Raw genomic sequence first — 23,707 nt, forward strand, 5'->3', positions numbered from 1 at the left:
GTTCGGGGTGGTCGACCACCCCGAACGCGCCTTTTCGTGTGTGTCAGGGCAGCGGGCCGCCCGCGGCCATGGCGGAGAGCTTCGTGAACTCCTCCGCGTCCAGGCTCGCGCCGCCCACCAGTGCGCCGTCGATGTCGTCCTGCTTCACCAGGTCACCGATGTTGCCGGACTTCACCGAGCCGCCGTACAGGACGCGCACCTGCTCGGCGATCTCCTGGCCGTACTTGTCCGCCAGCCTCGCGCGGATCGCGCCACAGACCTCCTGCGCGTCCTGCGGGGTCGCGACGCGGCCGGTGCCGATGGCCCACACCGGCTCGTAGGCGACGACCACCTTGGACACCAGGTCGGTCTTGACGCCCTTGAGCCCGGCGATCAGCTGGTCAGTGGTGTACTCGACGTGGGTGCCCGCCTCGCGCACGTCGAGCTTCTCGCCGATGCACAGGATCGGCGCGATGCCGTGCTTGAGCGCGGCCTTCACCTTGGTGTTGACCAGCTCGTCGGTCTCCGCGTGGTACTCGCGGCGCTCCGAGTGGCCGACCGTCACATACGAGCAGCCGAGCTTCGCGAGCATCACGGCCGACACCTCGCCGGTGTAGGCGCCCGAGTCGTAGCGGGACACGTCCTGCGCGCCGTACTTCAACTTCAGCCGGTCGCCGTCCACCAGCGTCTGGATGCTGCGGATGTCCACGAACGGCGGCAGGACAGCCACCTCGACCTTCGCGAAGTACTTCTCCGGCAGGGAGAACGCGATCTTCTGGACCAGCGCGATGGCCTCGAGGTGGTTGAGGTTCATCTTCCAGTTGCCCGCGATGAACACCAGGCGACTCATGAGTGCTCCAAGACCGCTACGCCCGGAAGTTCCTTGCCCTCCAGGAATTCCAGCGACGCGCCGCCGCCGGTCGAGATGTGCGAGAAGCCGTCGTCCGGCAGGCCGAGCGCGCGCACGGCCGCCGCCGAGTCGCCGCCGCCGACCACGCTGTAGGCGTCTCCGTCCACAATGGCCTGTGCGACGGTGCGGGTGCCCTCGGCGAACGGCGCCATCTCGAACACGCCCATCGGGCCGTTCCAGAACACGGTGCCCGCGTCGGCGAGCGCCGCCGCGTACCGCTCCGCGGTGATCGGCCCGATGTCCAGGCCCATCCAGTCCTCGCGCATGTCCGCGACGAGCACCGACTCGGTCGCGGCGTCCTCGGCGAACTTTTCGGCGATCACGACGTCGGCGGGCAGCAGGATCTTCTCCCCCGCCTCCGCGAGCAGCTTCTTGCAGGTTTCGATCATGTCGCCCTCGAGCAGCGACGCGCCGACCCCGAGCCCCTCGGCGGCCAGGAACGTGAAGCACATGCCGCCGCCCACGATGAGCCTGTCCACCTTGGGCAGCAGGGACTCGATGACCGCGAGCTTGTCGGACACCTTGGCACCGCCGAGCACCACAACGTACGGCCGGTCCGGCGTGTCGGTGAGCCTGCGCAGCACCTCGACCTCGGCCAGCACCAGACCACCCGCGTACGCGGGCAGGAGCTTGGCCACGTCGTACACCGAGGCCTGCTTGCGGTGCACCACACCGAACCCGTCGGACACGAACACGCCACCGTCGCCGACGAGTGCGGCCAGCTCACGGGCGAACGCGCCGCGCTCGGCCTCGTCCTTGCTGGTCTCACGCGCGTCGAACCGGATGTTCTCCAGCAGCGCCACCTCGCCGTCCGCCAGACCGGCCACGGTGGTCCTGGCGGAGTCGCCGACCACGTCGCCCGCGAGCGTCACGGTCGCGTCGAGCAGTTCGTTCAGCCGGGTCGCGACGGGCTTGAGCGAGTACTTCGGGTCCGGCTCGCCCTTGGGGCGGCCAAGGTGTGCGGTGACGACCACCCGCGCGCCGCCATCGACCAGCTTGGTGAGGGTGGGCAGCGAGGCGCGGATGCGGCCGTCGTCGGTGATGGTCTCGCCATCGAGGGGGACGTTCAGGTCGGCGCGCACGAGCACGTGCCGACCCGCCACCCCCTCGGCGAGCAGGTCGTCGAGAGTCTTCATCGATACCTCAGAGCTTGGACGCGACGAGCGCGGTCAGGTCCGCGAGACGGTTGGAGTAACCCCACTCGTTGTCATACCAGCCGTAGACCTTGACCTGGTTGCCGATGACCTTGGTGATCGGCGCGTCGTAGATGCACGACGCCGGGTCGGTGACGATGTCGGAGGACACGATCGGGTCCTCGCTGTAGCGCAGGATGCCCTTGAGCGGGCCCTCGGCCGCGGTGCGGTAGGCGGCGTTGATCTCGTCCAGGGTGACCTCCCTGGCGAGGTCCACCGTGAGGTCGGTGATCGAGCCGGTCGGCACCGGGACACGCAGCGAGTAGCCGTCGAGCTTGCCGTTCAGCTCCGGCAGGACCAGGCCGATGGCCTTGGCGGCGCCGGTGGAGGTCGGCACGACGTTCAGCGCGGCCGCGCGTGCCCTGCGCAGATCATTGTGCGGGCCGTCCTGCAGGTTCTGGTCCTGCGTGTACGCGTGGATCGTGGTCATCAGGCCCTTCTCGATGGTGAACGCATCGTGGAGGACCTTGGCCAGCGGGGCCAGGCAGTTGGTGGTGCAGGAGGCGTTGGAGATGATGGTCTGCGAACCGTCGTAGAGGTGCTCGTTGGCGCCGATGACGACCGTGAGGTCCTCACCCTTGGCCGGCGCGGAGATGATGACCTTCTTGGCGCCACCCTCGTCGACGTGCTTGCGGGCGTCGTCGCCCTTGGTGAAGAAGCCCGTCGACTCGATGACGACGTCGACGCCGAGGTCCTTCCACGGCAGCTTGCCCGGGTCGCGCTCCGCGAAGGCCTTGATGGTCTTGCCGTCCACCGAGATGCCTTCGTCGGTCGCCTTGACCTCGAAGGGCAGCCTGCCGAGGACGCTGTCGTACTTCAGCAGGTGGGCCATGGTCGCGACATCACCGAGGTCGTTGAAGGCCACGATCTCGATGTCGTGCTCGCCGGCCTGCACCGCGCGCCAGAAGTTGCGGCCGATACGGCCGAAGCCGTTGACGCCTACCCGAACGGTCACCGTGCGCTCCTCGTGCTCGTGATTGTCGTCAGCCCCACCCACCCTAACGCCCGAGGATGGCCTGGTCGCGGGTTGTGCGGGCAAGGCAACTGTATCGAATCAGTTGGGGTGTGCGCGCGGGGGCCGGACGTGGTTCTCGGGATTTTTCTCACCAACGGCGTATCTGGGTGCTGGGTCCCCGCTCTTGTGTTGGCGTAGGGGGGACGCTGGGAGCGGCGACGAGGCGGGGGACGGCTCGTCGCCAGGGGGGTGCGGCACCCAGGAAAAGCGAGGCCTGCCTGATTGCGTGGGGGTCAATCAGGCAGGCCTCGCACCATGTCCGGGCTTCCCGCCGGTTCAGATGGAAGGATTTCGGGCATGGCCCGCCTCCGCCACACCGTCGAGGTCGTACCGGTCCCCCGCACCTGGTTCGAGCACACCGTCGCCATCGGCTGGGACGCGCTCGACCAACGGTTCAGCGGCCCAGGCACCAACTACGCCTCCGCCGACGGCACCCTCCAGGCCGCGGTCGACGCGTGGCACCGGCACACGGACACCGAGGGCCGGATCAAGGTCACCGACGAGCACGGCACGTCCACCTGCCGGGTCCTGCTGCGCAGCGCCGCCGCCCCGCGCACGCTCGACCTCGAGGGCGGCACCGGCACCGGCCGCCGGATGTCCGCCTTCACCGGCCGGCTGCACGCCGACTTCGAACGCTGGTGGGCGGCCGCGGCCCGCGCGGGCGGACGACCGGCCGTCGAAGGACGCATGCGGCACACGGTGGGCCTCGCCAGGTTCACGGTCACCCCCGCGCCTGCGCCGGGTGGCCGATGGCGGATCGAGGTCGTCGTCCGGCTCCGGGGCAGGCACGTCTTCCGCCCGTTCGCGGCACTCGCGCTGTTCTTCGCCAGGACCCCGGTCCGGCGCCAGTTCGCGGCCGGCATGACCACCTTCGCGGAGCGGTGGAACAAGCAGATGCCGAATCTCCTTGCCATGCCGCAGGAACGGCTCCGCGAGCTGATCGCCAAGGAGCTGCGTTAAGAGGGCGCGCGAACAGGGTCGGTGGATGCCCGCCTCGGCGCGACGGGCGCCGCCATGCCCTATTCGCGCCCTCTAAACCTCGGCTTCGAGCATCTCCGGCGTCACGGCCGACTCGGTGTCCGGAAGACCGAGCTCCTTCGCGCGCTTGTCGGCCATCGCCAGCAGGCGGCGAATGCGGCCGGCGACCGCGTCCTTGGTCATCGGCGGGTCGGACAGCTGGCCGAGCTCCTCCAGCGACGCCTGCCGGTTCGACAGCCGCAGCCTGCCCGCCGCGCTCAGGTGGTCCGGCGCCGTCGCGCCGAGGATCTCCATCGCCCGCTGCACCCTGGCCGCCGCCGCGACCGCCGCGCGTGCCGAGCGGCGCAGGTTCGCGTCGTCGAAGTTCGCGAGGCGGTTGGCCGTCGCGCGGACCTCGCGGCGCATCCGCCGCTCCTCCCACGCCAGCACCGACGTGTGCGCGCCGAGCCGCGTCAGCATCGCGCCGATCGCGTCGCCGTCGCGGACCACCACGCGGTCGGCACCGCGCACCTCACGCGACTTCGCCTGGATGCCCATCCTGCGCGCGGCACCCACCAGTGCCAGCGCCGCCTCCGGGCCGGGGCAGGTGATCTCCAGCGCCGACGACCGGCCGGGCTCGGTAAGCGAACCGTGTGCCAGGAACGCGCCCCGCCACGCAGCTTCCGAGTCGCACACGCCGCCGGACACGACCGCCGCCGGCAGCCCCCGCACCGGGCGGCCCCGCAGGTCGAGCAGACCGGTCTGGCGGGCGAGGCCCTCACCGTCACGCACCACCCGCACCACGTACCGGGTGCCCTTGCGCAGCCCGCCGGACGCGAGCACGTGGATGTCCGCGTTGTGCCCGTACAGGTCGTGGATCTCCTTGCGCAGCCGCCGCGCGGCCGCACCGGTGTCCAGCTCCGCCTCGACGACCACCCGGCCGCCGACGATGTGCAGCCCGCCCGCGAACCGCAGCAGCGACGACACCTCGGAACGCCTGCAACACGTCTTGGACACCGCGAGCCTGCTCAGCTCGTCCTTGACCGCCGCGGTCATCGCCACGTTGGTTGCTCCTCTCCCGCCACGCGCGCCCCCTCCCACCAGGGGCCCGCCTCCCACGCAGGCGTACATCCCACCATCAACCCGGGTCGCGCGCCGACCTGACCTCCTCGAACGCGCCACGCAGGCTCTCGGCCAGCGCCGCCGGGTCATGCCGCTCCCGCGTCCCGGCCGACGCGATCGCGTCCAGCCGCAGCCGCGCCCCGAGGGCTGCCGCCGCGCGCCGGAGGCGGTCCGGCGTCGACACGGAATCGGCGTCGGCGATCACCGCGTCCACCCGCAGGCGCGGTGCGTGCTCGCAGAGTACGTCCAGATGCCGCTCAGGGGAGAAGCCAGCGGTCTCCCCTGGTTGAGGGACCAGGTTCAGTACCACGATGCGGGACGCGGCCGTGTCGATCAGCGCCTCCTGCAGCTCCGGCACCAGCAGGTGCGGCAGCACGCTCGTGAACCAGGAGCCGGGGCCCAGCAGCACCACGTCGGCCGCCAGCACGGCCGTGACCGCCGCCGCGCACGCCTTCGGCACGTCATCCGGCTCGCCCGCAGTGTGCAGCCGGATCCGCTGGACCTGACCCGGCGTCGTCGCCACCGCGACCTGCCCACGGATCCGCCGCACCGCGGCCGGGTTCTCGTCGAGGCCGACCACGTCCGCCTCGATGTCGAGCGGCTCGGTGCACATCGGCAGCACGCGGCCCTTCAGCCCCAGCAGGCGCGCGGCCTCGTCGAGCGCCGCGACCGGGTCGTCGAGCAGCTCGATCAGCGCCGCCAGCACCAGGTTGCCGACCGCGTGCCCGGCCAGTGCGCCCGTGCCACCGAAGCGGTGCTGGAACACCGTGGCCCACAACGAGTTCTCGTCGTCCTCCCCGGCGAGCGCGGCGAGCGCCTTGCGGAGGTCGCCGGGCGGCAACAGGCCCAGCTCACGCCGCAACCGCCCGGACGACCCACCGTCGTCGGCGACCGTGACCACCGCGGTGACGTCCGGTGTCAGCCGCCGCAGCGCCGACAGCGTCGCGTGCAGTCCCCGCCCTCCACCGAGGGCGACCGCCTTCAAGACCGCTCCGTCGTCTGGCAACGTCCGCTCAGCACTACCTGGTTCGCTCCGCAAGCTGCGCTCAGCACTACCTGGTTCGCTCCACAAGCTGCGCTCAGCACTACCTGGTTCGCTCCGCAAGCTGCGCTCACTCGCGCCCCAAGTCCCGGTGCACCACCTTCACCGCCATCCGGTCCTCGTCGGCGAGGCGACGGGACAGCTCCTCCGAGATGGCCACACTGCGGTGCTTGCCGCCGGTGCAGCCGATCGCGAGCGTCAGGTACCGCTTGCCCTCCCGCCGGTAGCCGGCGCCGATCAGGCGCAGCAGCTCGTGGTAGCGGTCCAGGAACTCCTCCGCGCCCTCCTGTGTGAGCACGTAGTTCCGCACGTCCGCGTCCCTGCCGGTGAGGTCCTTCAGCTCCGGGATCCAGAACGGGTTGGGCAGGAACCGCACGTCCATCACCAGGTCGGCGTCCATCGGGATGCCGTACTTGTAGCCGAACGACAGCACCGTCACCTTGGTGGTGCTCGACGCGTCGCTGCCGAACGCGTCCTCGATCTTGGCGCGCAGCTGGTGCACGGACAGCGTGGACGTGTCGAGCACCAGGTCGGCGTCCTCACGCAGCGGGCCGAGCAGGTCGCGCTCGGACTTGATGCCGTCGATCAGCCTGCCGTCACCCTGCATCGGGTGGCCGCGGCGGACCTGTTCGAACCGGCGGACCAGCACGTCGTCGGTCGCCTCAAGGAACACCACCCTCGGCTTGTACCCGCTCGCGTCCAGGTCCCGGATGATCGACGCGAGGTCCTCGGTGAACGCGCGGCTGCGCACGTCCATCACCACGGCCACCTTCGTGACCGCGCCCTGCGCCTTCGCGCCGAGCTCGACCATCGTGGAGATCAGCTCCGGCGGCAGGTTGTCCACGACGAACCAGCCAAGGTCCTCGAGGCACTTGGCCGCGGTGCTGCGGCCCGCGCCGGACAGGCCGGTCACCACCGCGACCTCCACGCCCTGCGCGTGGTCCTCAGGCGTCTCGGTCATGAGGTACTCCCGTTTTCTTTGTCGGTTTGGGCTGACAGCGCACTGTGTACCAGCGCCGCCGTGTGCGCGCCGATTCCCGGTACACCGCTGATGTCGTCCACCGTGGCCTGGCGTAACCGTTTGAGCGAACCGAAGTGCTTGAGCAGGGCCGCCTTGCGGCTCTGGCCGAGGCCGGGGATGCCGTCGAGTGCCGAGGTGATCATCCGTTTCGAGCGCTTCTGCCGGTGGTAGGCGATCGCGAACCGGTGTGCCTCGTCGCGGACCCGTTGCAGCAGGTAGAGGCCCTCGCTGGTGCGGGACAGGATGGTCGGCTCCGGGTCGGCCGGGAGCCACACCTCCTCAAGGCGCTTCGCGAGCCCGATGACGGCGACGTCCTGGATGCCCATCTCGGCGAGCACGTCCGCGGCCGCGTTGGCCTGCGGGCCGGCACCGTCGACGACCAGCAGGTTCGGCGGGTAGGCGAACTTCCTCGGCCGCCCCGTCTCCGGGTCGATGCCCGCCCTCGGCTCCTCCCCTGTCTCCTGGAGGTAGCGGTGGAAACGGCGGCGGACGACCTCGGCGATCGACGCGACGTCGCCCTCGGTGGCCGCCTCCCTGATCGCGAAGCGGCGGTACTCGGACTTGCGGGCCAGCCCGTCCTCGAACACGACGAGCGAGGCCACCACGTCGCTGCCCTGGATGTGGCTGATGTCGATGCACTCGACGCGCAGCGGCGCGGTGTCCAGCCCGAGCGCGTCCTGCAGCTCCTGCAGCGCGGCGGAGCGGGCGGTGAGGTCCCCGGCCCGGCGCAGCTTGTGCAGCTGGAAGGCCTCTTTCGCGTTGCGTTCGAGCGTCTCCATGAGTGCGCGCTTGTCGCCGCGCTGCGGCACCCGGAGCGCGACGCGCGAGCCACGCAGCTCCGAGAGCAGGTCGCTCATCGCCTCGGCGTCGTCTGGCAGGGCGGGCACCAGCACCTCACGCGGGACCGGGCTCGCCTCGGCGGTCGCGTCGTCGTCGGCCAGCTCGGCCTGGTCGCCGTAGAACTGGATGAGGAACTGGTCGACCAGCCCGGCCTCGTCGATCTCGTCGATCTTGTCGATGACCCAGCCGCGCTGGCCGCGGACCCGGCCACCGCGGACGTGGAACACCTGGACCGCGGCCTCCAGGTCGTCGTGCGAGAACGCGACGACGTCGGCGTCGGTGCCGTCGCCGAGGACGACGGCCTGCTTCTCCATCGCGCGCCGCAGCGCGGACAGGTCGTCACGCAGCCGGGCCGCCCGCTCGAACTCGAGGTCGGCGGACGCGGCGTTCATCTCCTTCTCCAGGCGCTTCATCATGTGGTCGGTCTTGCCCGCGAGGAAGTCGCAGAAGTCCTCGACGATGTCGCGGTGCTCGTCGGCGGACACCCGGCCGACACACGGCGCCGAGCACTTGCCGATGTAGCCGAGCAGGCACGGCCTGCCGATCTGGCCGTGCCGCTTGAAGACACCGGACGAGCAGGTGCGGGCCGGGAAGACACGCAGCAGCAGGTCGAGCGTCTCGCGGATGGCCCACGCGTGGGCGTACGGGCCGAAGTACCGGACGCCCTTGCGCCGCGGCCCCCGGTAGACGTGCAGGCGCGGGTACTCGTCGTGCAGCGTCACCGCGAGGACGGGGTAGGTCTTGTCGTCCCGGTAGCGGACGTTGAACCGAGGGTCGAACTCCTTGATCCAGTTGTACTCGAGCTGGAGCGCCTCGACCTCGGTGGCGACCACGGTCCACTCGACGCTGCCCGCGGTGGTGACCATCTGCCGCGTGCGCGGGTGCAGCACCGACAGGTCGGCGAAGTAGGAGTTGAGGCGGCCACGCAGGGACTTGGCCTTCCCAACGTAGATGACCCGGCCACCGGGCTCACGGAACTTGTAGACCCCAGGCGCGTCCGGAATCGTGCCCGGCGACGGACGATATGTCGACGGATCTGCCACCTCCCCAGCCTACGGCCGACCACCGACAATGCCGGACACACCCGTCGCGAAGTGCCCGTACACCGGCGCGGTATCGCTGCCCCGATGGCCGCCCTCGCGGCCGGTCACCGCCCGCGACTCCCCTCCTAGCCTCCCTACCGGAGGTGAGTGCCGTGACATTGCCGGTGCTGGACAAGGAGAGCTACCAGTACGCGTGTTCGGACTGGGTGCTGGAGGCGGGCAGGGCGCTGCAGCGGGAGGGTTACCTGCGGTCGGAGCCGACCGGGAGCTACGACGAGGAGTTCGACACGGCCCTGCGGTCGTTCCAGTCCGACCGAGGGATCTACGAGGAGGACCAGGTCGGGCCGCAGACCTGGACCGCGCTCGGGATCGAGGACCCCGCCGACGGCGGCTACTCCGAGGAGCCGGAGTCGTCGGAGATGCCGGTCGGGCAGCTGTCCGAGGACGGCCAATGGCAGTGGGACGGGACCCAGTGGGTGCCCGCCGAGTCGTCCCAGGAGCCCGCGCAGGCGCCGGTGCTGTCCGAGGACGGGCAGTGGCAGTGGGACGGCACGCAGTGGATCCCGGCGGAGAGCAGCCAGCCCGCCGCCCCCGCCGCGCCCGCCGCGGCGTCCGCCGCCGACCCGGGGCTCGAAGTCCTCGCGGGCGGCAAGCGCTACATCATCTTCTCCGACGAGGTGCGCTCCGACGGCACGATCTCGTGGCGGGCCCGCAACCCGGGGAACATCCGCAGCGGCGAGAAGTACGGCGCGTACCCGGGCAAGAAGGCCAACACCAAGTCGGCAGGCAGTTTCGCGGTGTTCCCGGACGAGCAGACCGGCTTCGAGGCCATCAAGGCCGTGCTCAAGGGCTACGGGAACATCACCGTCGTCAAGGCGATGAACAAGTACGCGCCCGTCGGTGACGGCGCCAACGACCCGGACGCCTACGCACGCAAGGTCGCCAAGGACATGGGGGTCTCGATCGAGACCAAGGTCCCGGACCTCGACGACGACCAGATGGAGACGTTCGCCGAGGCGATCAAGAAGGTCGAGGGCTGGAAGGAAGGCACGACCTACGCGCTGGACGACCCGAAGCTGCCCGCCGAGGTGCTCAAGGGGATCCGAGGCGAGTAGCCGGACACGTGAAGGCGCGTCCGGGGAGATCCCGGACGCGCCTTCACGGATTCGCCGTTACTGGACGGCGTGGACGTTGCCGTCCGAGCCGGCCAGGCACCTCGCCGAGTTCGCCCCCGAGTTCACGAACTCGGTGACGCACCTGCCCAGCTGCGCGTGCCCCCTCGCGTTCGGGTGGAAGGACTCCTGCGCCATGTGGATGCCGATGGCGTCGAGGCCGCCGTTCACCCACGCCCACGGGTCGACCTTGACGCGGTTCTGCCACTCGCTGGACGAGCTGCTGCCACCGCTGCAGGCCTCGCGGCCCTCGGTCGCGCGGGAGAAGTCCAGGAACTTCGCACCGGACCGGGTCGCCGCGCCGCGCAGTGCCTCGGAGAGCTGCGGCACCGCCTCGGTCCGGCCGAAGCCCGCGTCGGCGAGCTTGAACGGGCAGCCCTGCGGACCGTGCAGCGTCGCGTCCATGTTCTCGGTCAGCGGGGACGCGTAGGAGGTCAGGATCAGGTTGTACGAACCGGCGGCGTAGCCGGCCTGCGACATGGCCGAGCGGACGTCGGCGAGCGCGGTCTCGACGCGCGGCGCCATGGCCGCGACCCGCTGCGGCCACTCGGCGCGCAGCTTGGAGCGGCAGCCGGAGCCGAACGGGTTGAACCACTCGGCGATGCAGCCGAGGAGCGTGTCCGCGAAGGCGGGCTCGTCGTTGGCACCGACCTGCACGACGACGGTCGTGACGCGGTACTGCTGGGCGATGCCGATCAGGCGGCGGGACTGCGATCCCTCGGTGTAGTGCGTGGTGTCCGCGAGCGACACGTTCGCGGCTTCGGCGCCACTGCACGCGAGGTTGATCGTGTGGTCGGCGACGGCGGTCTTGTGGACGAGTGCGTTGGCGGAGCGGTGGCACCAGTTGCCGTTCTCGCCTGCCGTACCCGGTTCGTAGTTTCCGGCACCCTCACCGGAGATGGCACTGTCCCCGAGGGACACGACGGCGGTTGGACGGTCGTCGGCAACGCTCGCCGCCGGGCTGGCGACGGCGAGGCCGCCCACCAGTAGCGCCCCCAACGCGAGGGCTGTGATCTTCGTTGATCGCATGACCTGACTCCCCGAGCACACGCGGCGGTCGCCCACCTACGTTTGGTTACGGCGAAATCACCCTACGGTGTGGCGACACGGGTGGCTATAACCCGAATGGACCTCACGTTAGAGGGTGCGCGAATAGGTTCGGTGGATGCCGCCAGCCCTATTCGCGCACCCTCTGACTCGGGGAGCGTCAGTCAGGTCAGGCGAGGACGATCTGGTCGCCGTCGACCTTGACCTCGACCGTTGGCAGCGGCTGCGTCGCCGGGCCCTTCTTCACGGCGCCGGAGGCGGCGTCGAACTCGCTGCCGTGGTTCGGGCAGACCGCGACGCCGTCGGAAGGCGCGTTGACGATGGTGCCCATGTGGGTGCAGGCGGCGTTGTAGGCCTTGACCTCCTCGCCGGTGCGGGCGAGGAGGATCTTGCCCCCGCCGGGGTTGTCGACGATGAGGCCGCCGCCGTCCGGCACGTCGGCGAGCGCGGCGAGGCCCTGCGCGGAGCCACCGCCCGCCGGCGTCGAGCCGCCGCCGCTCGTGGTCGTGCCACCGCTCGACGAGCCGCTGTCGGAGCAGGCGGCGACCAGCGCACCCGGGGCGACGAGCGCGACCATCAGGCCACACAGAAGATCGCGGCGCGACCGGGTGCCGGTCGTTGGAGTGTTCGTGGGCGTGGTGGGTTCGACTGCGGTCAAGCCGGGCCTCCAAGGGTGTCTCGGCAAACGATCTACACGAAGCCCTACGCGCCCGCATGCCGAATGGTTCAGCGTGGAGTTCCGGCGTGTGCACGGTCCGTGCTCAACGCGGATGGCCCGCCGGTTCACACCGGCGGGCCATCTGTCGGGAAAGGGGTCAGAACACCGAGACGCCGTACAGGTTCAGGCCCGGGACGACCGGCTGGAAGTAGCTGTAGCCACCGCCCATGCCCGAGGTGATGCCGATCGCGGTGCCGCCGGCGAACCACGCGCCGCCACTGTCACCCGGCTGCACGTACGCGGTGCTCTCGGCCATGTTGTACACACAGCCCTGCGAGTAGCAGATGGTGATGCCGACCTGCGTGACCTGACCGCAGGTAAGACCCGTGGTGCTGCCGCTCTTGCAGACCGAGAGCCCGACGTACGGGTCGGCCGCACCGTTGATGTCCTGGTAGCCGCCGTTGTACAGGTTCACGTCGCCCGGCTGGGCAAGGCCACCGTCGTTGCGGATCAGGCCGTAGTCCTGGGTCGGGAAGTTCGCCGCGATCGACGGGCCGTAGTAGTTGCCCGCCGCGTCGTTCCACGACGAGATCGATCCGGTGCAGTGGCCGGCGGTGATGCCCGTGTTGCCGGTCGTGTTGAACCCGAGCGAGCAGCGCCCGCCGCTGCCGGTGATCGCGTCGCCGCCGGAGATCGCCGTGTCGAACGCGCCTGCGACGTGCTCGGTGCGGACGAGGTCACCGAAGCGCTCGGTCACCGCGGTGAGCGCGCCGAGTCCGGTGGCGGTGTCGGCGATCCGGACCACGACCTGGTTGTCCCGGACGTCGATACCCGCCGCCGTGTTCGCGGGCTGCACCTTCGCCACCGCGTCCCGCGCGGCGGTCAGCTCGGCCATGCTGTGGTCGACGACCCTGGCCGTGGCGCCTGCCGACTCGACCGTGGCGACGTCGGCGGAGTCGACGACGTTCACCACGACCGCGGCCGAGGCCGGGTCGAGGTACATGCCGGCCGAGTCCGCACCGACCCGGTCGAGCACCCGCTCGCCGGTGGCGATGAGGTCGGGCTGCGCGGACAGGAGATCGGTGGCCTCGGCCGTGGTGAGCCCGTCGGCCGTGAGCGTGGCGACGGCCTCGGTGGCCACCGACTCGCCGTAGCCCGCGGGTAAGGCCTGCGCGGGAGTCAGCCCGAAGGGCACCACGGCCGCTGCGGCGGCCAGGGCACCCAGAGCTTTCATGGGAAGTTTCATGAGCAGGGATTCCCTTCTACCGAATGTGAGGAAAAGTCCTCGCCCTCACGTTCAAAACGGTAGAAAAGGGACCGCCCCAGGGACACCCACCAGCCGGTTAGTCCTCCGCCACGCGGGCCGTGCGGAACGTGGTTGTCCGGCTGACAACGCATACATCCGGATGAATACGAAAGTAGGGTTCATCCGTTCCGGACGACTCTCCCGGCGACGCAGGGCTACCGGGTCACCGGCTCGGCCTCGCGGCGCAGGCGGCGCAGCTCGCGCATGGCGGCCACGGCGTGCTCGCCGTCGATCGCCTGCACGGCCATGATCGGCACGTACTCGTCGTCCGGCAGTTCGAGGCGGGCCCACGCGGAGCCGTCGGGGAAGCTCACCGACTCGATGTCCGGCCACGCGTAGCGGCGGCTGCCCAGCATGTTGCGGACCTCGACGCCATCGAGGTCCGCGCGCACCCTGGGGCGGCCGAACATCAGCGCGCCGCACGCGATCAGCACGCCGATGCCGATCATCGCGATCTGGTCGGACAGGTAGAAGTACACGCCGGTCGGGGTGTTGCGCAGGAGGATCGCGACCACGGTGAACACGGCGACGAAGACCACCGCGCCGATGATCGAGAGCACCCGGATCTTGCGCGGCCGGGCGGTGAACATCACGCAAACCCCCGCTCGGTCCATGGCTGGCGGAGGCCGCGGACCACCATCGCCGTGTCCAGCGCGGCGACCGTCGCCTCGAAGCCCTTGTCCTCCTCGGAGTCCGGCAGTCCGCAGCGGGCCAGCGCCTGCTTCTCGTCGTTCACGGTCAGCACGCCGTTGCCCACCGGCGTCGACTCGTCGAGCGACACCCGGGTGAGTCCGTAGGTCACCGCGTCGCACACGTACTCGAAGTGCGGCGTGCCGCCGCGGATCACCACCCCGAGCGCGACGACCGCGTCGTGGTGCCTGGCCAGCTCCTGGCACACCACCGGCAGCTCGACGGCACCCGGCACACGGACCACCGTCGGTTCCTTCACCCCGGCCTTGTCCGCGGCCGCGAGTGCCCGCTCGAGCAACGTGGACGTGATCCTGTCGTGCCACCTGGTGGCCACGATGGCGAGGCGGATGCCATCGCAATCCTGGACCTCGACCTCAGGACGGCCTTCGCCACTCACGCTCGCGCGCCTCCTCGGGAACGGTGCCAACAGCCGAAATTATCCCCTTCGTGTGGCGGCACGGCGGCGCGGGGTGGTGGCGGGCCGCCGGGTCCGCCGCCCGGTGCACCGCCGCCGGTCGGCTTGGTCGTGGTGTCGACACCTGCCGCGAGTGCCACCGTGTTGCCGCTCACGGCGTCGCCGTGACTCCCTGTCATGCGACCCGACGTTAGGGCCGGAGTCTGTGTGCCGCCTGTGCTGGTGCCCCGTCCAGGTGGATCGGGGTGGTTATCGGCGGATCCCGGTGTTCGCAGGCAAGGCGCCGGAAGGTCCTCCTACCGGGTTGTACCCGGGCCTTTCGGCAACGCGGGCGGCGGGGCCGAAAGAGAATCGTGCCGTATCCGCCTGGACGGGGCACTAGGGCTGTGTCGACCCCTCGTACATGTCCAGGTCGCCCAGTTCGTGCCCCATGCGGTCCCGCTTGGTCCGCAGGTACCGCAGGTTCTCCGCGTTCGGCCGGATCGGCAGCGGCACGCGGTCCACGATCGCGAGCCCGTAGCCGTCCAGGCCGACCCGCTTGGCCGGGTTGTTCGTCAGCAGCCGCATCGACCTGATGCCAAGGTCGACGAGGATCTGCGCGCCCTGCCCGTAGTCGCGGGCGTCCGCTGGCACGCCCAGCGCCAGGTTCGCGTCGACCGTGTCCGCGCCGCTGTCCTGCAGCTGGTAGGCCTGCAGCTTGTGCATGAGGCCGATGCCGCGGCCCTCGTGCCCGCGCATGTACAGCACCACACCGCGGCCCTCGGCGGCCACGGCGGCGAGCGCCGCGTCCAGCTGCGGCCCGCAGTCGCAGCGCAGCGACCCGAACACGTCGCCGGTCAGGCACTCGGAGTGCACGCGGACCAGGACGTTCTCGCCGTCCTCGATGTCGCCGTACACCAGCGCGATGTGCTCGATACCGTCCAGCTTCGAGTCGTAGCCGACCGCGCGGAACGCGCCGTGCGCGGTGGGGATCCGCGCCTCGGCGACGCGGGCGACCTGGCTCTCCTTGCGGCGCCGGTAGTCGATGAGGTCGGCGATGGAGATGATCGTGAGGTCGTGCTCCGCGGCGAAGACCTCCAGTTCGTCGCGGCGGGCCATGTCGCCCTCGTCCTTCTGCGACACGATCTCGCACAGCACCCCCGCGGGCCGCAGCCCGGCCAGCACCGCCAGGTCGACGGCGGCCTCGGTGTGCCCAGGGCGGCGGAGCACGCCACCCTCCCTGGCACGCAGCGGCACCACGTGGCCCGGCCGCGTGAAGTCGCTCGCCTGCGCGTTCCGGTCGGCGAGCAGCCGGATGGTGTGTGCGCGGTCGGCGGCGGAGATGCCGGTGCTCACGCCCTCCTTGGCGTCGACGGTGACCGTGTAGGCGGTGCCGCGCACGTCCTGGTTGGTGTGGAACATGGGCGGCAGGTCGAGCCGGTCGCAGTCGGGCTCGGTCAGCGGCACACAGATGTACCCCGAGGTGTACCGGACCATGAACGCGAGCAGTTCTGGCGTGGCCTTCTCGGCCGCGAAGATCAGGTCGCCCTCGTTCTCGCGGTCCTCGTCGTCGACCACGATCACCGGACGGCCGGCTGCCATGGCCGAGATCGCCTTCTCGACGCCCGCTATGTCACTCATGACGCGCCCCCTCGCAGGTTCCATGGCGTCCGGGACACTGATGAGTCGCTCCGCAGGGTCCGCTCATGTGGCCTCCTCCGCCGTGACAACATTCTGCTCCGGCGCGGCGCTGTTGCCGGTCAAGTGTGGCAAGGTCAACCGCTCGACGTACTTGGCGACCACGTCGACCTCGAGGTTGACCCGGTCGCCCGGGGTGCGGACACCCAGCGTGGTGGCGCGCAGGGTCTCCGGGATGAGGCTCACGGAAAACCAGTCGTCGGTCACCTCGACCACGGTGAGCGACACACCGTCGACCGTGATCGAGCCCTTCTCGACCAGGTAGCGGGCGAGGCCGCGCGGCATGCCGATGCGCACGAGGTCCCAGTGCGGCGACGGGTCGCGGGACAGGACCACCCCCGTCCCGTCGACGTGGCCCTGCACGATGTGCCCGCCGAACCGCTTGCCGACCTCGGCGGCACGTTCGAGGTTGACCGGTTCACCGGCCGCGACCTTGTCGAGGCTGCTGCGCACCAGCGTCTCGCGCATGACGTCGGCGGTGAACGCCCCGTCGGCGATCTCGACCACGGTCAGGCACACGCCGTTGACCGAGATCGAGTCGCCCTGCTTCGCGTCGCTGGTGACGAGCGGCCCCGCGATCGTGATGCGGGCGGCCTCCGGCAGGTCCTGTACGGCGACGACCTCGCCGCGCTCTTCGACGATCCCCGTGAACACCCCTACATCGTCCTTCTGTCTCGCGGCGACGGCATCGCTGCCCGTGCTAGATCTCGCAACGCGTCGATCGCCTTGACCGGGTCGTCCACGCCGAACACCGCGGACCCGGCGACGAAGCAGTCGACCCCGGCCGCCGCGGCCTGCTCGATCGTGTCCGCGTTGATCCCGCCGTCGATCTCGACCAGCACGCTCAGCTCACCGGCGTCGACCATGGCCCGCGCCTTGCGGACCTTGTCCAGCACGTCGGTCATGAACTCCTGCCCACCGAACCCGGGTTCGACGGACATCACCAGCAACGTGTCGTAGTGGCCGAGCAATTCCACGTATGGCTCGAACGGGGTCTTCGGCTTGATCGACAGCCCGGCCATGGCGCCCGCCGCGCGGATGTCGTGCGCGAGCTTCACGGGGTCGGCGGCCGCTTCCACGTGGACGGTCACGTTGTGCGCACCGGCCTCGGCGTACCCGACCGCCCACCGGTCGGGGTCGTCGATCATGAGGTGGCAGTCGACGGGGATGTCGGTGCTGGCCAGGACCGCCTTCACCACCGGGAGCCCGATGGTGAGGTTGGGCACGAAGTGACCGTCCATGACGTCGACGTGCAGCCAGTCGGCACCCCGCACGGCCTCGGTCGCCTCGGCGAGCCTGGCGAAGTCGGCGGACAGGATGCTGGGCGCGATCATCGGCGTTGAAGACACGCCACCGAGCCTATCCGCCACTGCCCGCCTCCCCGGAGTTTTAAAGTGTGGGTTGCGTCCCGGCAGGTGCTCTATCGGTAGAGGTCGAACGCCTTGGTGATCTGTGACCTGCGTGTCTCCGCCGCGAGCAGCAGGGTGAGCAGCACCCGCGACTTGGCCGGGTCGAGGAACCCGGACTGGATGAGGCCGCGGTCGAGCAGGTCACGTTCGGAGCCCGGGTAGCCGTAGGTCTGCCGCAGCACCGACCCGGCGCCGGTCCTGGTCGACAGGACCACCGGCACGCGGGCGGCCTGCTCCGCCACCACCGGGACCATCGTGGCAGGCACGTGGCCCGCGCCGAGGCCTGCGATGACGACGCCGTCGAACAGCTCGCCGGAGCGGCGCAGCAGCGCGCCGTCGTCCCCCATCGCGACGGTGATCAGCCCGACCCGGACGTCGGTGACCCTCGGGTGCGCGGCCAGGGTGAGGCCGGTGCGGGCGACGCCCCGGATGCGTGGATCGCCCTCGACCACCAGCCCGAGCGGCCCGAAGCCGGGCGAGACGAACGCGCCGGTGCTGCTGGTGTGGTTCTTGCGGACGAACCGGGCACCGTGGACCTCGTCGGACATCACCACGAGGGTGCCGTGGCCGCGGGCGGCGGGCGAGAGCGCGACGCGGATCGCCGCGTACAGGTTCGCGGGGCCGTCGGGGCCCGCGGAGTGCGGGTGGCGCATCGCGCCGGTGACCACGACGGGCGCGTCGCCGGGAACGGTCAGGTCGAGGAAGAACGCGGTCTCCTCAATGGTGTCGGTGCCGTGGGTGATCACCACCCCGGTCGCACCAGCCGCGAGCTCGGCCCGGACCCGCGTCGACAGCGCGACGAGGTCGTCGAACCCGAGCGAGGGGCTGGGCAGCGACCGCAGCGACTCGGTCGTGATCCTGGTGTCCAGTTCCGCCAGTCCCGGCACGGACGCCACCAGGTCATCGGCGCCGAGCGCGGGCAAGATCCCGCCGCTCACGCTGGGCGCCATCGCGATGGTGCCACCCATCGAGATGACCGCGACATGACTCATTTGCGGAGCAGTGCGCAGAACATCGCGTCGGTGCCGTGGCGGTGCGGCCACAGTTGCACGTACGGGCCGTCGCCGAGCGAGGGCATGTCGGGGAACGACTCGCGGGTGTCCAGCACGGTCACGCCGGTGCGGCGGACCACGTCGGTCACGAGACCGATCGTCTCCGACAGGTGCGGCGAGCACACGACGTACCCGACCACCCCGCCCGGCCGCACCAGGTCGATGGCGGCCATCAGCAGTTCGCGCTGCAGCTTGGTCAGGTCGCCGACGTCGGAGGGCTGCCGCCGCCACCGGGACTCCGGGCGCCGCCGCAGCGAGCCGAGCCCCGTGCACGGCGCGTCCACCAGCACCCGGTCGAACGACCCGGACCCGAGCCCCAGCGCCGCGGGTGACCGGCCGTCGCCAACGTGCACGACGATCGGCAGTCCCTCGGTGGCCTGCTCCACGAGCCGTGCCCGGTGCGGGGCCTTCTCGACCGCGTCGAGCCTGCCGCCCTGGATGCCCAGCAGGGCGCCCAGCAGCGCCGACTTCCCGCCCGGTCCGGCACACAGGTCCAGCCAGCGGGTGTCCTCGCCGTCGACCTCCGGCCTGGTCAGCGCCACCGCGCACAGCTGACTGCCCTCGTCCTGCACCGACGCGAGCCGCTCCCGCACCGGGTCCAGCCCGGCCGGGTCGCCAGCACCCGCGGCGAGCCGCACCCCGTACGGCGAGTACGGCGCGACCTCGCCGCCGGTCATCGCGGCGAGCTCCTCCGCGGTGACCTCGCCCGGCCGCGCGACGAGGTGCACGGCAGGCCGCTCGTTGTCGGCGGCCAGCGCGGACTCCAGCTCGTCACCGGTGGTGCCGAGCGCGTCGGCGAACACCCGCGCCACCCAGCGCGGGTGCGCCTCCCGCATGGCGAGGTTGCCGATCCGGTCCTTGTCCGGGTCCGGCGCCAGCGTCGAGAGCCACTCCTCCTCGGAGCGCTCCGACACCTTGCGCAGCACGGCGTTCACGAACCCGCTGCTGCGCGAACCGTGCTCGGCGCGCACCAGGTCGACGGTCGACGCGACCGCCGCGTGCGGCGGGATGCGGGTGCGCAGCAGCTGGTAACAGCCCAGCCGCAGCACGTCGAGCAGCGCGGGCTCGACCTTGGCCAGCGGCCGGTCGATGCACGCTTCCAGCACCTGGTCGAGCAGCCCGATGTACCGGCAGGCGCCGTAGGCCAGCTCGGTGGCTAGTGCCGCGTCGCGGCCGGTGATCCGCCGCTCACGCAGTATCTGGGGCAGCAGCAGGTTGGCGTAGGCGTCGCGGGCACGGACCTCGCGCAGCGTGTCCAGCGCGGCCTGGCGTGCGGGGTCGTCGACCGGGGGCCTGCCGGGGCCGCCCCTCGGCTTCGGGGGGTGCGGGGTACGAGGCCGGGCGAACCTCGCCGGGCGTCGTCGTGGTTGGGTCAATTGAGCCGCTCTCCTGGTTCGACGCGTGCGCCTCGCGCCCAGTCGGTTGCCGCCATGCGCTTCTTGCCCGGCGCCTGCACCTGGCCAAGTGCCACCGGTTCGGTCGCGGTGCCGGCGAGGACCCGCTTGCGCTCGACCCGCAACTCGCCCGGTGCGAGCCGTTCGCCATCGCCGCCGACACCGGCGGCGATGGTCACCGGGCCCAGCTTGATGCGTTCGCCTCGGAACTCCGCCCACGCGCCCGGCTCCGGCGTGACCGCGCGGGCCAGCCGGTCCACCCCGATCGCGGGCGCGGTGAAGTCCAGGTGGGCGTCCTCGGTGGTGATCTTCGGTGCGTAGCTCGTGCCGTCGGCGGGCTGCTCCACCGCGACCAGGGTGCCGTCCTCGATGCCGTCGAGCGTGGACGCCAGCAGCCCGGCCCCTGCCTCGGCGAGCCGGTCGAGCAGCACACCCGCGGTGTCGCCTGCCCGTACCGCCTCGGTCAGCACCCCGAACACCGGCCCGGCGTCGAGTGCCTTCACGATCCGGAACGTGGTGGCACCGGTGATCTCGTCACCGTGCCGCACCGCGGCCTGCACTGGCGCGGCACCCCGCCACGCGGGCAGGACCGAGAAGTGCAGGTTCACCCAGCCGTGCGGCGGGATGTCGAGCGCGGACTGCGGCAGCAACGCCCCGTACGCGACGACCGGGCAGCAGTCCGGTGCGATCTCCCGCAGCCGGTCGAGGAAGGCGGGGTCGGACGCCCTGACCGGCGTGAGCACCTCGATGCCGTGCTCGTCGGCGAGCGCGCCGACCGGTGACCGCACGAGGTGGCGGCCACGGCCGGCGGGCGCGTCCGGCCTGGTCACGACGGCGACGACGTCGTGCCGCGCCGACGCGATGAGCGCGCGCAGCGCCGGAAGTGCGACCTCCGGGGTGCCCGCGAATACCAACCGCATCTAGACGGCACCGCCGAACAGCGGGTGCGGGCTCTGCTTGATCGCCGGCGTGGCGCCGTCGAACCACTCGGCCTCGCGGATCTCCTTCATGGCCGCCTTGCGGGTGGCCGCGTCCAGCCGGTCGACGAACAGCACCCCGTCGAGGTGGTCGGTCTCGTGCTGGACGCAGCGCGCGAGCAGGTCGGTGCCCTCGAGCTGCACCGGCTCGCCGTGCATATTCCAGCCACGGGCCACGACGCTCTTCGCGCGCCTGCAGTCCCAGTACAGGCCGGGGATCGACAGGCAGCCCTCCTCGCCGTCCTGGATCTCCTCGTCGACGGCGGTCCAGGTGGGGTTGACGAGGTGGCCTGCGAACCCGTCACAGTGGTAGGTGAACACCCGGAGGCCGACACCCAGCTGCGGGGCGGCCAGACCGGCACCACCCTGGTCCTCCATCGTGTCCCAGAGGTCCTTGACGAGGGTGGCCAGCTCCTTGTCGAAGTCGACGACCTCGGTGGCGGGGGTGCGCAGCACGGGGTCGCCGAAGAGCCGGATGGGCTGGACGGTCACATTGCTCCGATCGGTCTCACGTGGGCGGCGCACATCAGTCTATTCAGTGCCGCATGACGCGACGTCGAGTGCCGCACCCCGAGATGGCCGGCGTTCCGCCGCTGGATCGGCTAGTGGGGCGTCCACCGATGTCGGTGGGTTTATCGGTGGATCCAGGTTTCCGCTGGCAAGGCGCCGATCCTCCCTCGTACTGGGTGTACTTGGGTGGATCGGCAACGCCGCCAGCGGGAAGCTGGGCCGCCGAGAAACCCGGCGAACGTTGGTGGACGTCCCACTAGATCAGCTCCAGCGGGTCGAGGCGGACCCGGATGGCGTCCGGCTCTTTCCGTGCGGTGCGGGCGTGTTGCGCGGTGGCCAGGGCGGCGGCCAGTGCCCGCCCTTGCGCCCTGGTCGCCCGGACGAGGGCCCGTTCCTTCTCGGTGTTGCCGTCCCGGTCCGGTTCGCCGAGTGGGACGGGCCCGAGCACCTCCCCGGACGCGGGCAGATCCAGCTCGTCGAGGAACGCGGCGAGTGCCTTGGCCGGCCCGTCGACGGACGCCATCCGCACCGCGGGTGGGAAACCCAGTTCGGCACGGGCGGCGAGCTCCTGGCGGGCGAGCCACCCCGGGTCCCATCGTACGAGTGCCTGCACCGGCGGCAACGCGGACTCGGCGAGCACCACCACCCGCCCACCGTCCTGCGCGGACCGCACGAGCGCGGCGGCGGTCATCCAGCGCCGCACCGTTTCCTCCGTGGCACGCAGGTCGGCACGGCCGAGCAACGCCCAGCCGTCGAGCAGTAGCGCGGCCCCGTACCCGCCATCGGCGACGGGTTCGGCTCCCGGCGTGGCGACGACGAGCGCGGCCCGCCCGCCGACCTGCCGCAGCACCTCCTTGCCGCCCGACCCCAGCACGGGCACGTCGGCGAACGCCCGCCCCAGTTCCTCCGCGGTCCGCTTGGCGCCGACGACGATGGCCCGCAACCGCCGGGAACCACAGCTGCCGCAACGGAACGCGGTGTCGGGCACCCCGCACCACCGGCAGGTCGGCGGCCGCGCGTCGTTGCCGCCCGCCGGTAACCCGAGCGGCCCGGCACACCGCCGGCACCGGACCGGCCCCCGGCACTGCTGGCACGCGAGCGCGGGCACGTACCCGCCACGCGGCACCTGCACGAGCACCGGCCGTCCGGCCCCCAGCGCGGCCCTGGCGGCGTCGAACGCGACGGAGGGGATGCGCGCGGCCCTGGCGGCAGGGTCGCGGGCGAGCTGCTGGTCGGTCTCCCCGAGCGACGTGATCCGCGGCGAGGCCTTCCGCACCTCGTCCCGCGCGGCGACGATCTCGGGCGCCCACCCGGTCTCCACGAGCAGCTGCGCCTCGGCGGTCCGCGCGAACCCGGCGACGAGCATCGAGGCGCCGCTGGTGTGGGCCCGCTGGATGAGCACGTCACGGACGTGCGGGTAGGGGGCGTGCGGGTCGGCGTGCAGGTCGTCCCCGTCGTCCCAGACGACGAACAACCCCGGCCTGTGCACGGGCGCGAACACACTGGCCCTGGTGCCGACGACGATCCGCGCGGCACCCCGCTTGACGGCCAGCCAGGCCCGGTACCGCTTGGCTGGCCCGGCATCCGCGGACAGAGCGACCACGTTGCCCTCCCCCGCCCGCTCGACACAGGCAGCGTGCAACCTGGCCACGTCCCGGTAGTCGGGCACGACGAGCACCGCGCCCCGGCCACCCTCGGCGGCGGTGGTGGCAAGCTCGGCGAGCCGGGCGGGCCAGTCCTCCCCGGGCAACGCCTGCCAGACGGCGTGCGCCTGCCGCCCGTTGCGCAGGGCGTCGACGAACGCGGGCCCACGCGGATACCGCGCCCAGGCGGCGGTGCCGGGTGCCTCGGGCGGGGCAACGGGTTCGGCGGGCGGCTCGGCCTCCACCTTGGCGTGCCGAGGCGGAATGGCAAGCCGCAGCACGTCGATCATTCTGCCGGAGTACCGGTCGGCCACGGCGCGGGCCAGCGCGGCAAGGTCCGGCGTGAGCACCGGCTCGGACGACACGACCTTGCCGATGAACTCCATCCGCCCGGAGAACTCGGACGCGGCGACCCGCTCGAGAAGGAACCCGTCGACCTGCTTCCCGGCGAACCGCATCCGCAACCGGCACCCTGGCACCGCGGCCGAGGAGAGCGTGTCGGGCACGAGATAGTCGAAGGGCCGGTCAAGATGAGCAAGGGGCACATCGACGTACACCCGGGCAACCGGAAGCTCGGCCGCCGCCCGCAACTCCCCCTTGCGCACCACGCGCCCGCCGGTCATGCGCCTGGTTTA

Annotated in this window: 22 protein-coding genes; 2 read left to right on the top strand and 20 right to left on the bottom strand. The window is 71.2% G+C overall.

The annotated features are described in order from the left end of the window. Positions 1 to 43 precede the first annotated feature (43 nt). The 3 genes from tpiA to gap are packed head-to-tail and all read right to left on the bottom strand — an operon-like array spanning position 44 to position 3,037. A complete protein-coding gene (gene tpiA, locus WBA97_RS30830) occupies positions 44 to 829 on the bottom strand; it encodes a triose-phosphate isomerase (RefSeq protein ID WP_424234477.1) in 786 nt (261 codons plus the stop codon). Continuing rightward, positions 826 to 2,025: a phosphoglycerate kinase gene (locus tag WBA97_RS30835; protein WP_424234478.1), complete on the bottom strand. Its 1,200-nt coding sequence runs from the start codon at positions 2,023 to 2,025 to the stop codon at positions 826 to 828. Before WBA97_RS30835 ends, tpiA begins: the two co-directional genes overlap by 4 nt. A gap of 7 nt (positions 2,026 to 2,032) precedes the next feature. Further along, complete coding sequence (gene gap, locus WBA97_RS30840) at positions 2,033 to 3,037, bottom strand: type I glyceraldehyde-3-phosphate dehydrogenase (protein WP_424234479.1); 1,005 nt, start codon at positions 3,035 to 3,037, stop codon at positions 2,033 to 2,035. A gap of 357 nt (positions 3,038 to 3,394) precedes the next feature. Here gap and WBA97_RS30845 point away from each other — a divergent pair, with 357 nt between their 5' ends. Continuing rightward, positions 3,395 to 4,057 carry a hypothetical protein gene (locus WBA97_RS30845; RefSeq protein WP_424234480.1) on the top strand — a complete coding sequence of 221 codons (663 nt, stop codon included), beginning with the start codon at positions 3,395 to 3,397 and terminating at the stop codon, positions 4,055 to 4,057. Between the two features lie 72 nt (positions 4,058 to 4,129). On the opposite strand, the gene whiA is transcribed toward WBA97_RS30845, so the two are convergent. The 4 genes from whiA to uvrC all read right to left on the bottom strand — a co-directional run bounded on the left by whiA (position 4,130) and on the right by uvrC (position 9,122). Then, the gene (gene whiA / locus WBA97_RS30850) at positions 4,130 to 5,116 is read right to left on the bottom strand and encodes a DNA-binding protein WhiA (RefSeq protein ID WP_424234481.1); all 987 of its coding nucleotides are present in this window, start codon (positions 5,114 to 5,116) and stop codon (positions 4,130 to 4,132) included. A 76-nt stretch (positions 5,117 to 5,192) separates the two neighbouring features. Beyond that, positions 5,193 to 6,161, bottom strand: a complete 969-nt coding sequence (locus tag WBA97_RS30855; protein WP_424234482.1) for a gluconeogenesis factor YvcK family protein — start codon at positions 6,159 to 6,161, stop codon at positions 5,193 to 5,195. A 127-nt stretch (positions 6,162 to 6,288) separates the two neighbouring features. Continuing rightward, on the bottom strand, positions 6,289 to 7,179 hold the full coding sequence (gene rapZ, locus WBA97_RS30860) for an RNase adapter RapZ (protein WP_424234483.1): 891 nt from the start codon (positions 7,177 to 7,179) through the stop codon (positions 6,289 to 6,291). Further along, positions 7,176 to 9,122, bottom strand: coding sequence for an excinuclease ABC subunit UvrC (uvrC, locus tag WBA97_RS30865; protein WP_424234484.1), 1,947 nt, complete (start codon positions 9,120 to 9,122; stop codon positions 7,176 to 7,178). Before uvrC ends, rapZ begins: the two co-directional genes overlap by 4 nt. Positions 9,123 to 9,274: 152 nt before the next feature. Between uvrC and WBA97_RS30870 the strand changes: the two genes are divergently transcribed. Beyond that, the gene (locus tag WBA97_RS30870) at positions 9,275 to 10,237 is read left to right on the top strand and encodes a peptidoglycan-binding protein (RefSeq protein ID WP_424234485.1); all 963 of its coding nucleotides are present in this window, start codon (positions 9,275 to 9,277) and stop codon (positions 10,235 to 10,237) included. Between the two features lie 57 nt (positions 10,238 to 10,294). Here the strand turns inward: WBA97_RS30870 and WBA97_RS30875 are convergent, their stop codons facing one another. The 13 genes from WBA97_RS30875 to WBA97_RS30935 all read right to left on the bottom strand — a co-directional run bounded on the left by WBA97_RS30875 (position 10,295) and on the right by WBA97_RS30935 (position 23,695). Further along, entirely contained in the window at positions 10,295 to 11,323 is a 1,029-nt protein-coding gene (locus WBA97_RS30875; RefSeq protein WP_424234486.1) for a GDSL-type esterase/lipase family protein, read from the bottom strand. Positions 11,324 to 11,510: 187 nt separating this feature from the next. Beyond that, entirely contained in the window at positions 11,511 to 11,999 is a 489-nt protein-coding gene (locus tag WBA97_RS30880; protein ID WP_424234487.1) for a Rieske (2Fe-2S) protein, read from the bottom strand. Between the two features lie 157 nt (positions 12,000 to 12,156). Next, positions 12,157 to 13,233 carry a S1 family peptidase gene (locus WBA97_RS30885; RefSeq protein WP_424234488.1) on the bottom strand — a complete coding sequence of 359 codons (1,077 nt, stop codon included), beginning with the start codon at positions 13,231 to 13,233 and terminating at the stop codon, positions 12,157 to 12,159. Between the two features lie 227 nt (positions 13,234 to 13,460). Further along, on the bottom strand, positions 13,461 to 13,895 hold the full coding sequence (locus WBA97_RS30890) for a PH domain-containing protein (protein WP_424234489.1): 435 nt from the start codon (positions 13,893 to 13,895) through the stop codon (positions 13,461 to 13,463). After that, positions 13,895 to 14,392 (bottom strand): 6,7-dimethyl-8-ribityllumazine synthase, encoded by a 498-nt coding sequence (gene ribH, locus WBA97_RS30895; protein ID WP_424234490.1) that lies wholly within the window; start codon positions 14,390 to 14,392, stop codon positions 13,895 to 13,897. Before ribH ends, WBA97_RS30890 begins: the two co-directional genes overlap by 1 nt. A gap of 396 nt (positions 14,393 to 14,788) precedes the next feature. Then, positions 14,789 to 16,030 carry a bifunctional 3,4-dihydroxy-2-butanone-4-phosphate synthase/GTP cyclohydrolase II gene (locus tag WBA97_RS30900; RefSeq protein ID WP_424234491.1) on the bottom strand — a complete coding sequence of 414 codons (1,242 nt, stop codon included), beginning with the start codon at positions 16,028 to 16,030 and terminating at the stop codon, positions 14,789 to 14,791. A gap of 63 nt (positions 16,031 to 16,093) precedes the next feature. Further along, positions 16,094 to 16,741 (bottom strand): riboflavin synthase, encoded by a 648-nt coding sequence (locus tag WBA97_RS30905; protein ID WP_424234492.1) that lies wholly within the window; start codon positions 16,739 to 16,741, stop codon positions 16,094 to 16,096. Between the two features lie 2 nt (positions 16,742 to 16,743). Continuing rightward, on the bottom strand, positions 16,744 to 17,421 hold the full coding sequence (gene rpe / locus WBA97_RS30910; protein ID WP_424234523.1) for a ribulose-phosphate 3-epimerase: 678 nt from the start codon (positions 17,419 to 17,421) through the stop codon (positions 16,744 to 16,746). Between the two features lie 86 nt (positions 17,422 to 17,507). After that, entirely contained in the window at positions 17,508 to 18,488 is a 981-nt protein-coding gene (locus WBA97_RS30915) for an asparaginase (RefSeq protein WP_424234493.1), read from the bottom strand. After that, positions 18,485 to 19,924 (bottom strand): RsmB/NOP family class I SAM-dependent RNA methyltransferase, encoded by a 1,440-nt coding sequence (locus tag WBA97_RS30920; protein ID WP_424234494.1) that lies wholly within the window; start codon positions 19,922 to 19,924, stop codon positions 18,485 to 18,487. Before WBA97_RS30920 ends, WBA97_RS30915 begins: the two co-directional genes overlap by 4 nt. Continuing rightward, on the bottom strand, positions 19,921 to 20,862 hold the full coding sequence (gene fmt, locus WBA97_RS30925) for a methionyl-tRNA formyltransferase (protein WP_424234495.1): 942 nt from the start codon (positions 20,860 to 20,862) through the stop codon (positions 19,921 to 19,923). Before fmt ends, WBA97_RS30920 begins: the two co-directional genes overlap by 4 nt. Beyond that, entirely contained in the window at positions 20,863 to 21,411 is a 549-nt protein-coding gene (gene def, locus WBA97_RS30930; protein WP_424234496.1) for a peptide deformylase, read from the bottom strand. It abuts the gene before it with no gap. Between the two features lie 274 nt (positions 21,412 to 21,685). Beyond that, a complete protein-coding gene (locus WBA97_RS30935; RefSeq protein WP_424234497.1) occupies positions 21,686 to 23,695 on the bottom strand; it encodes a primosomal protein N' in 2,010 nt (669 codons plus the stop codon). Between the last annotated feature and the right edge of the window lie 12 nt (positions 23,696 to 23,707).

The organism is Actinophytocola sp. (assembly GCF_049647105.1).
Classification (GTDB): Bacteria; Actinomycetota; Actinomycetes; order Mycobacteriales; family Pseudonocardiaceae; genus Actinophytocola.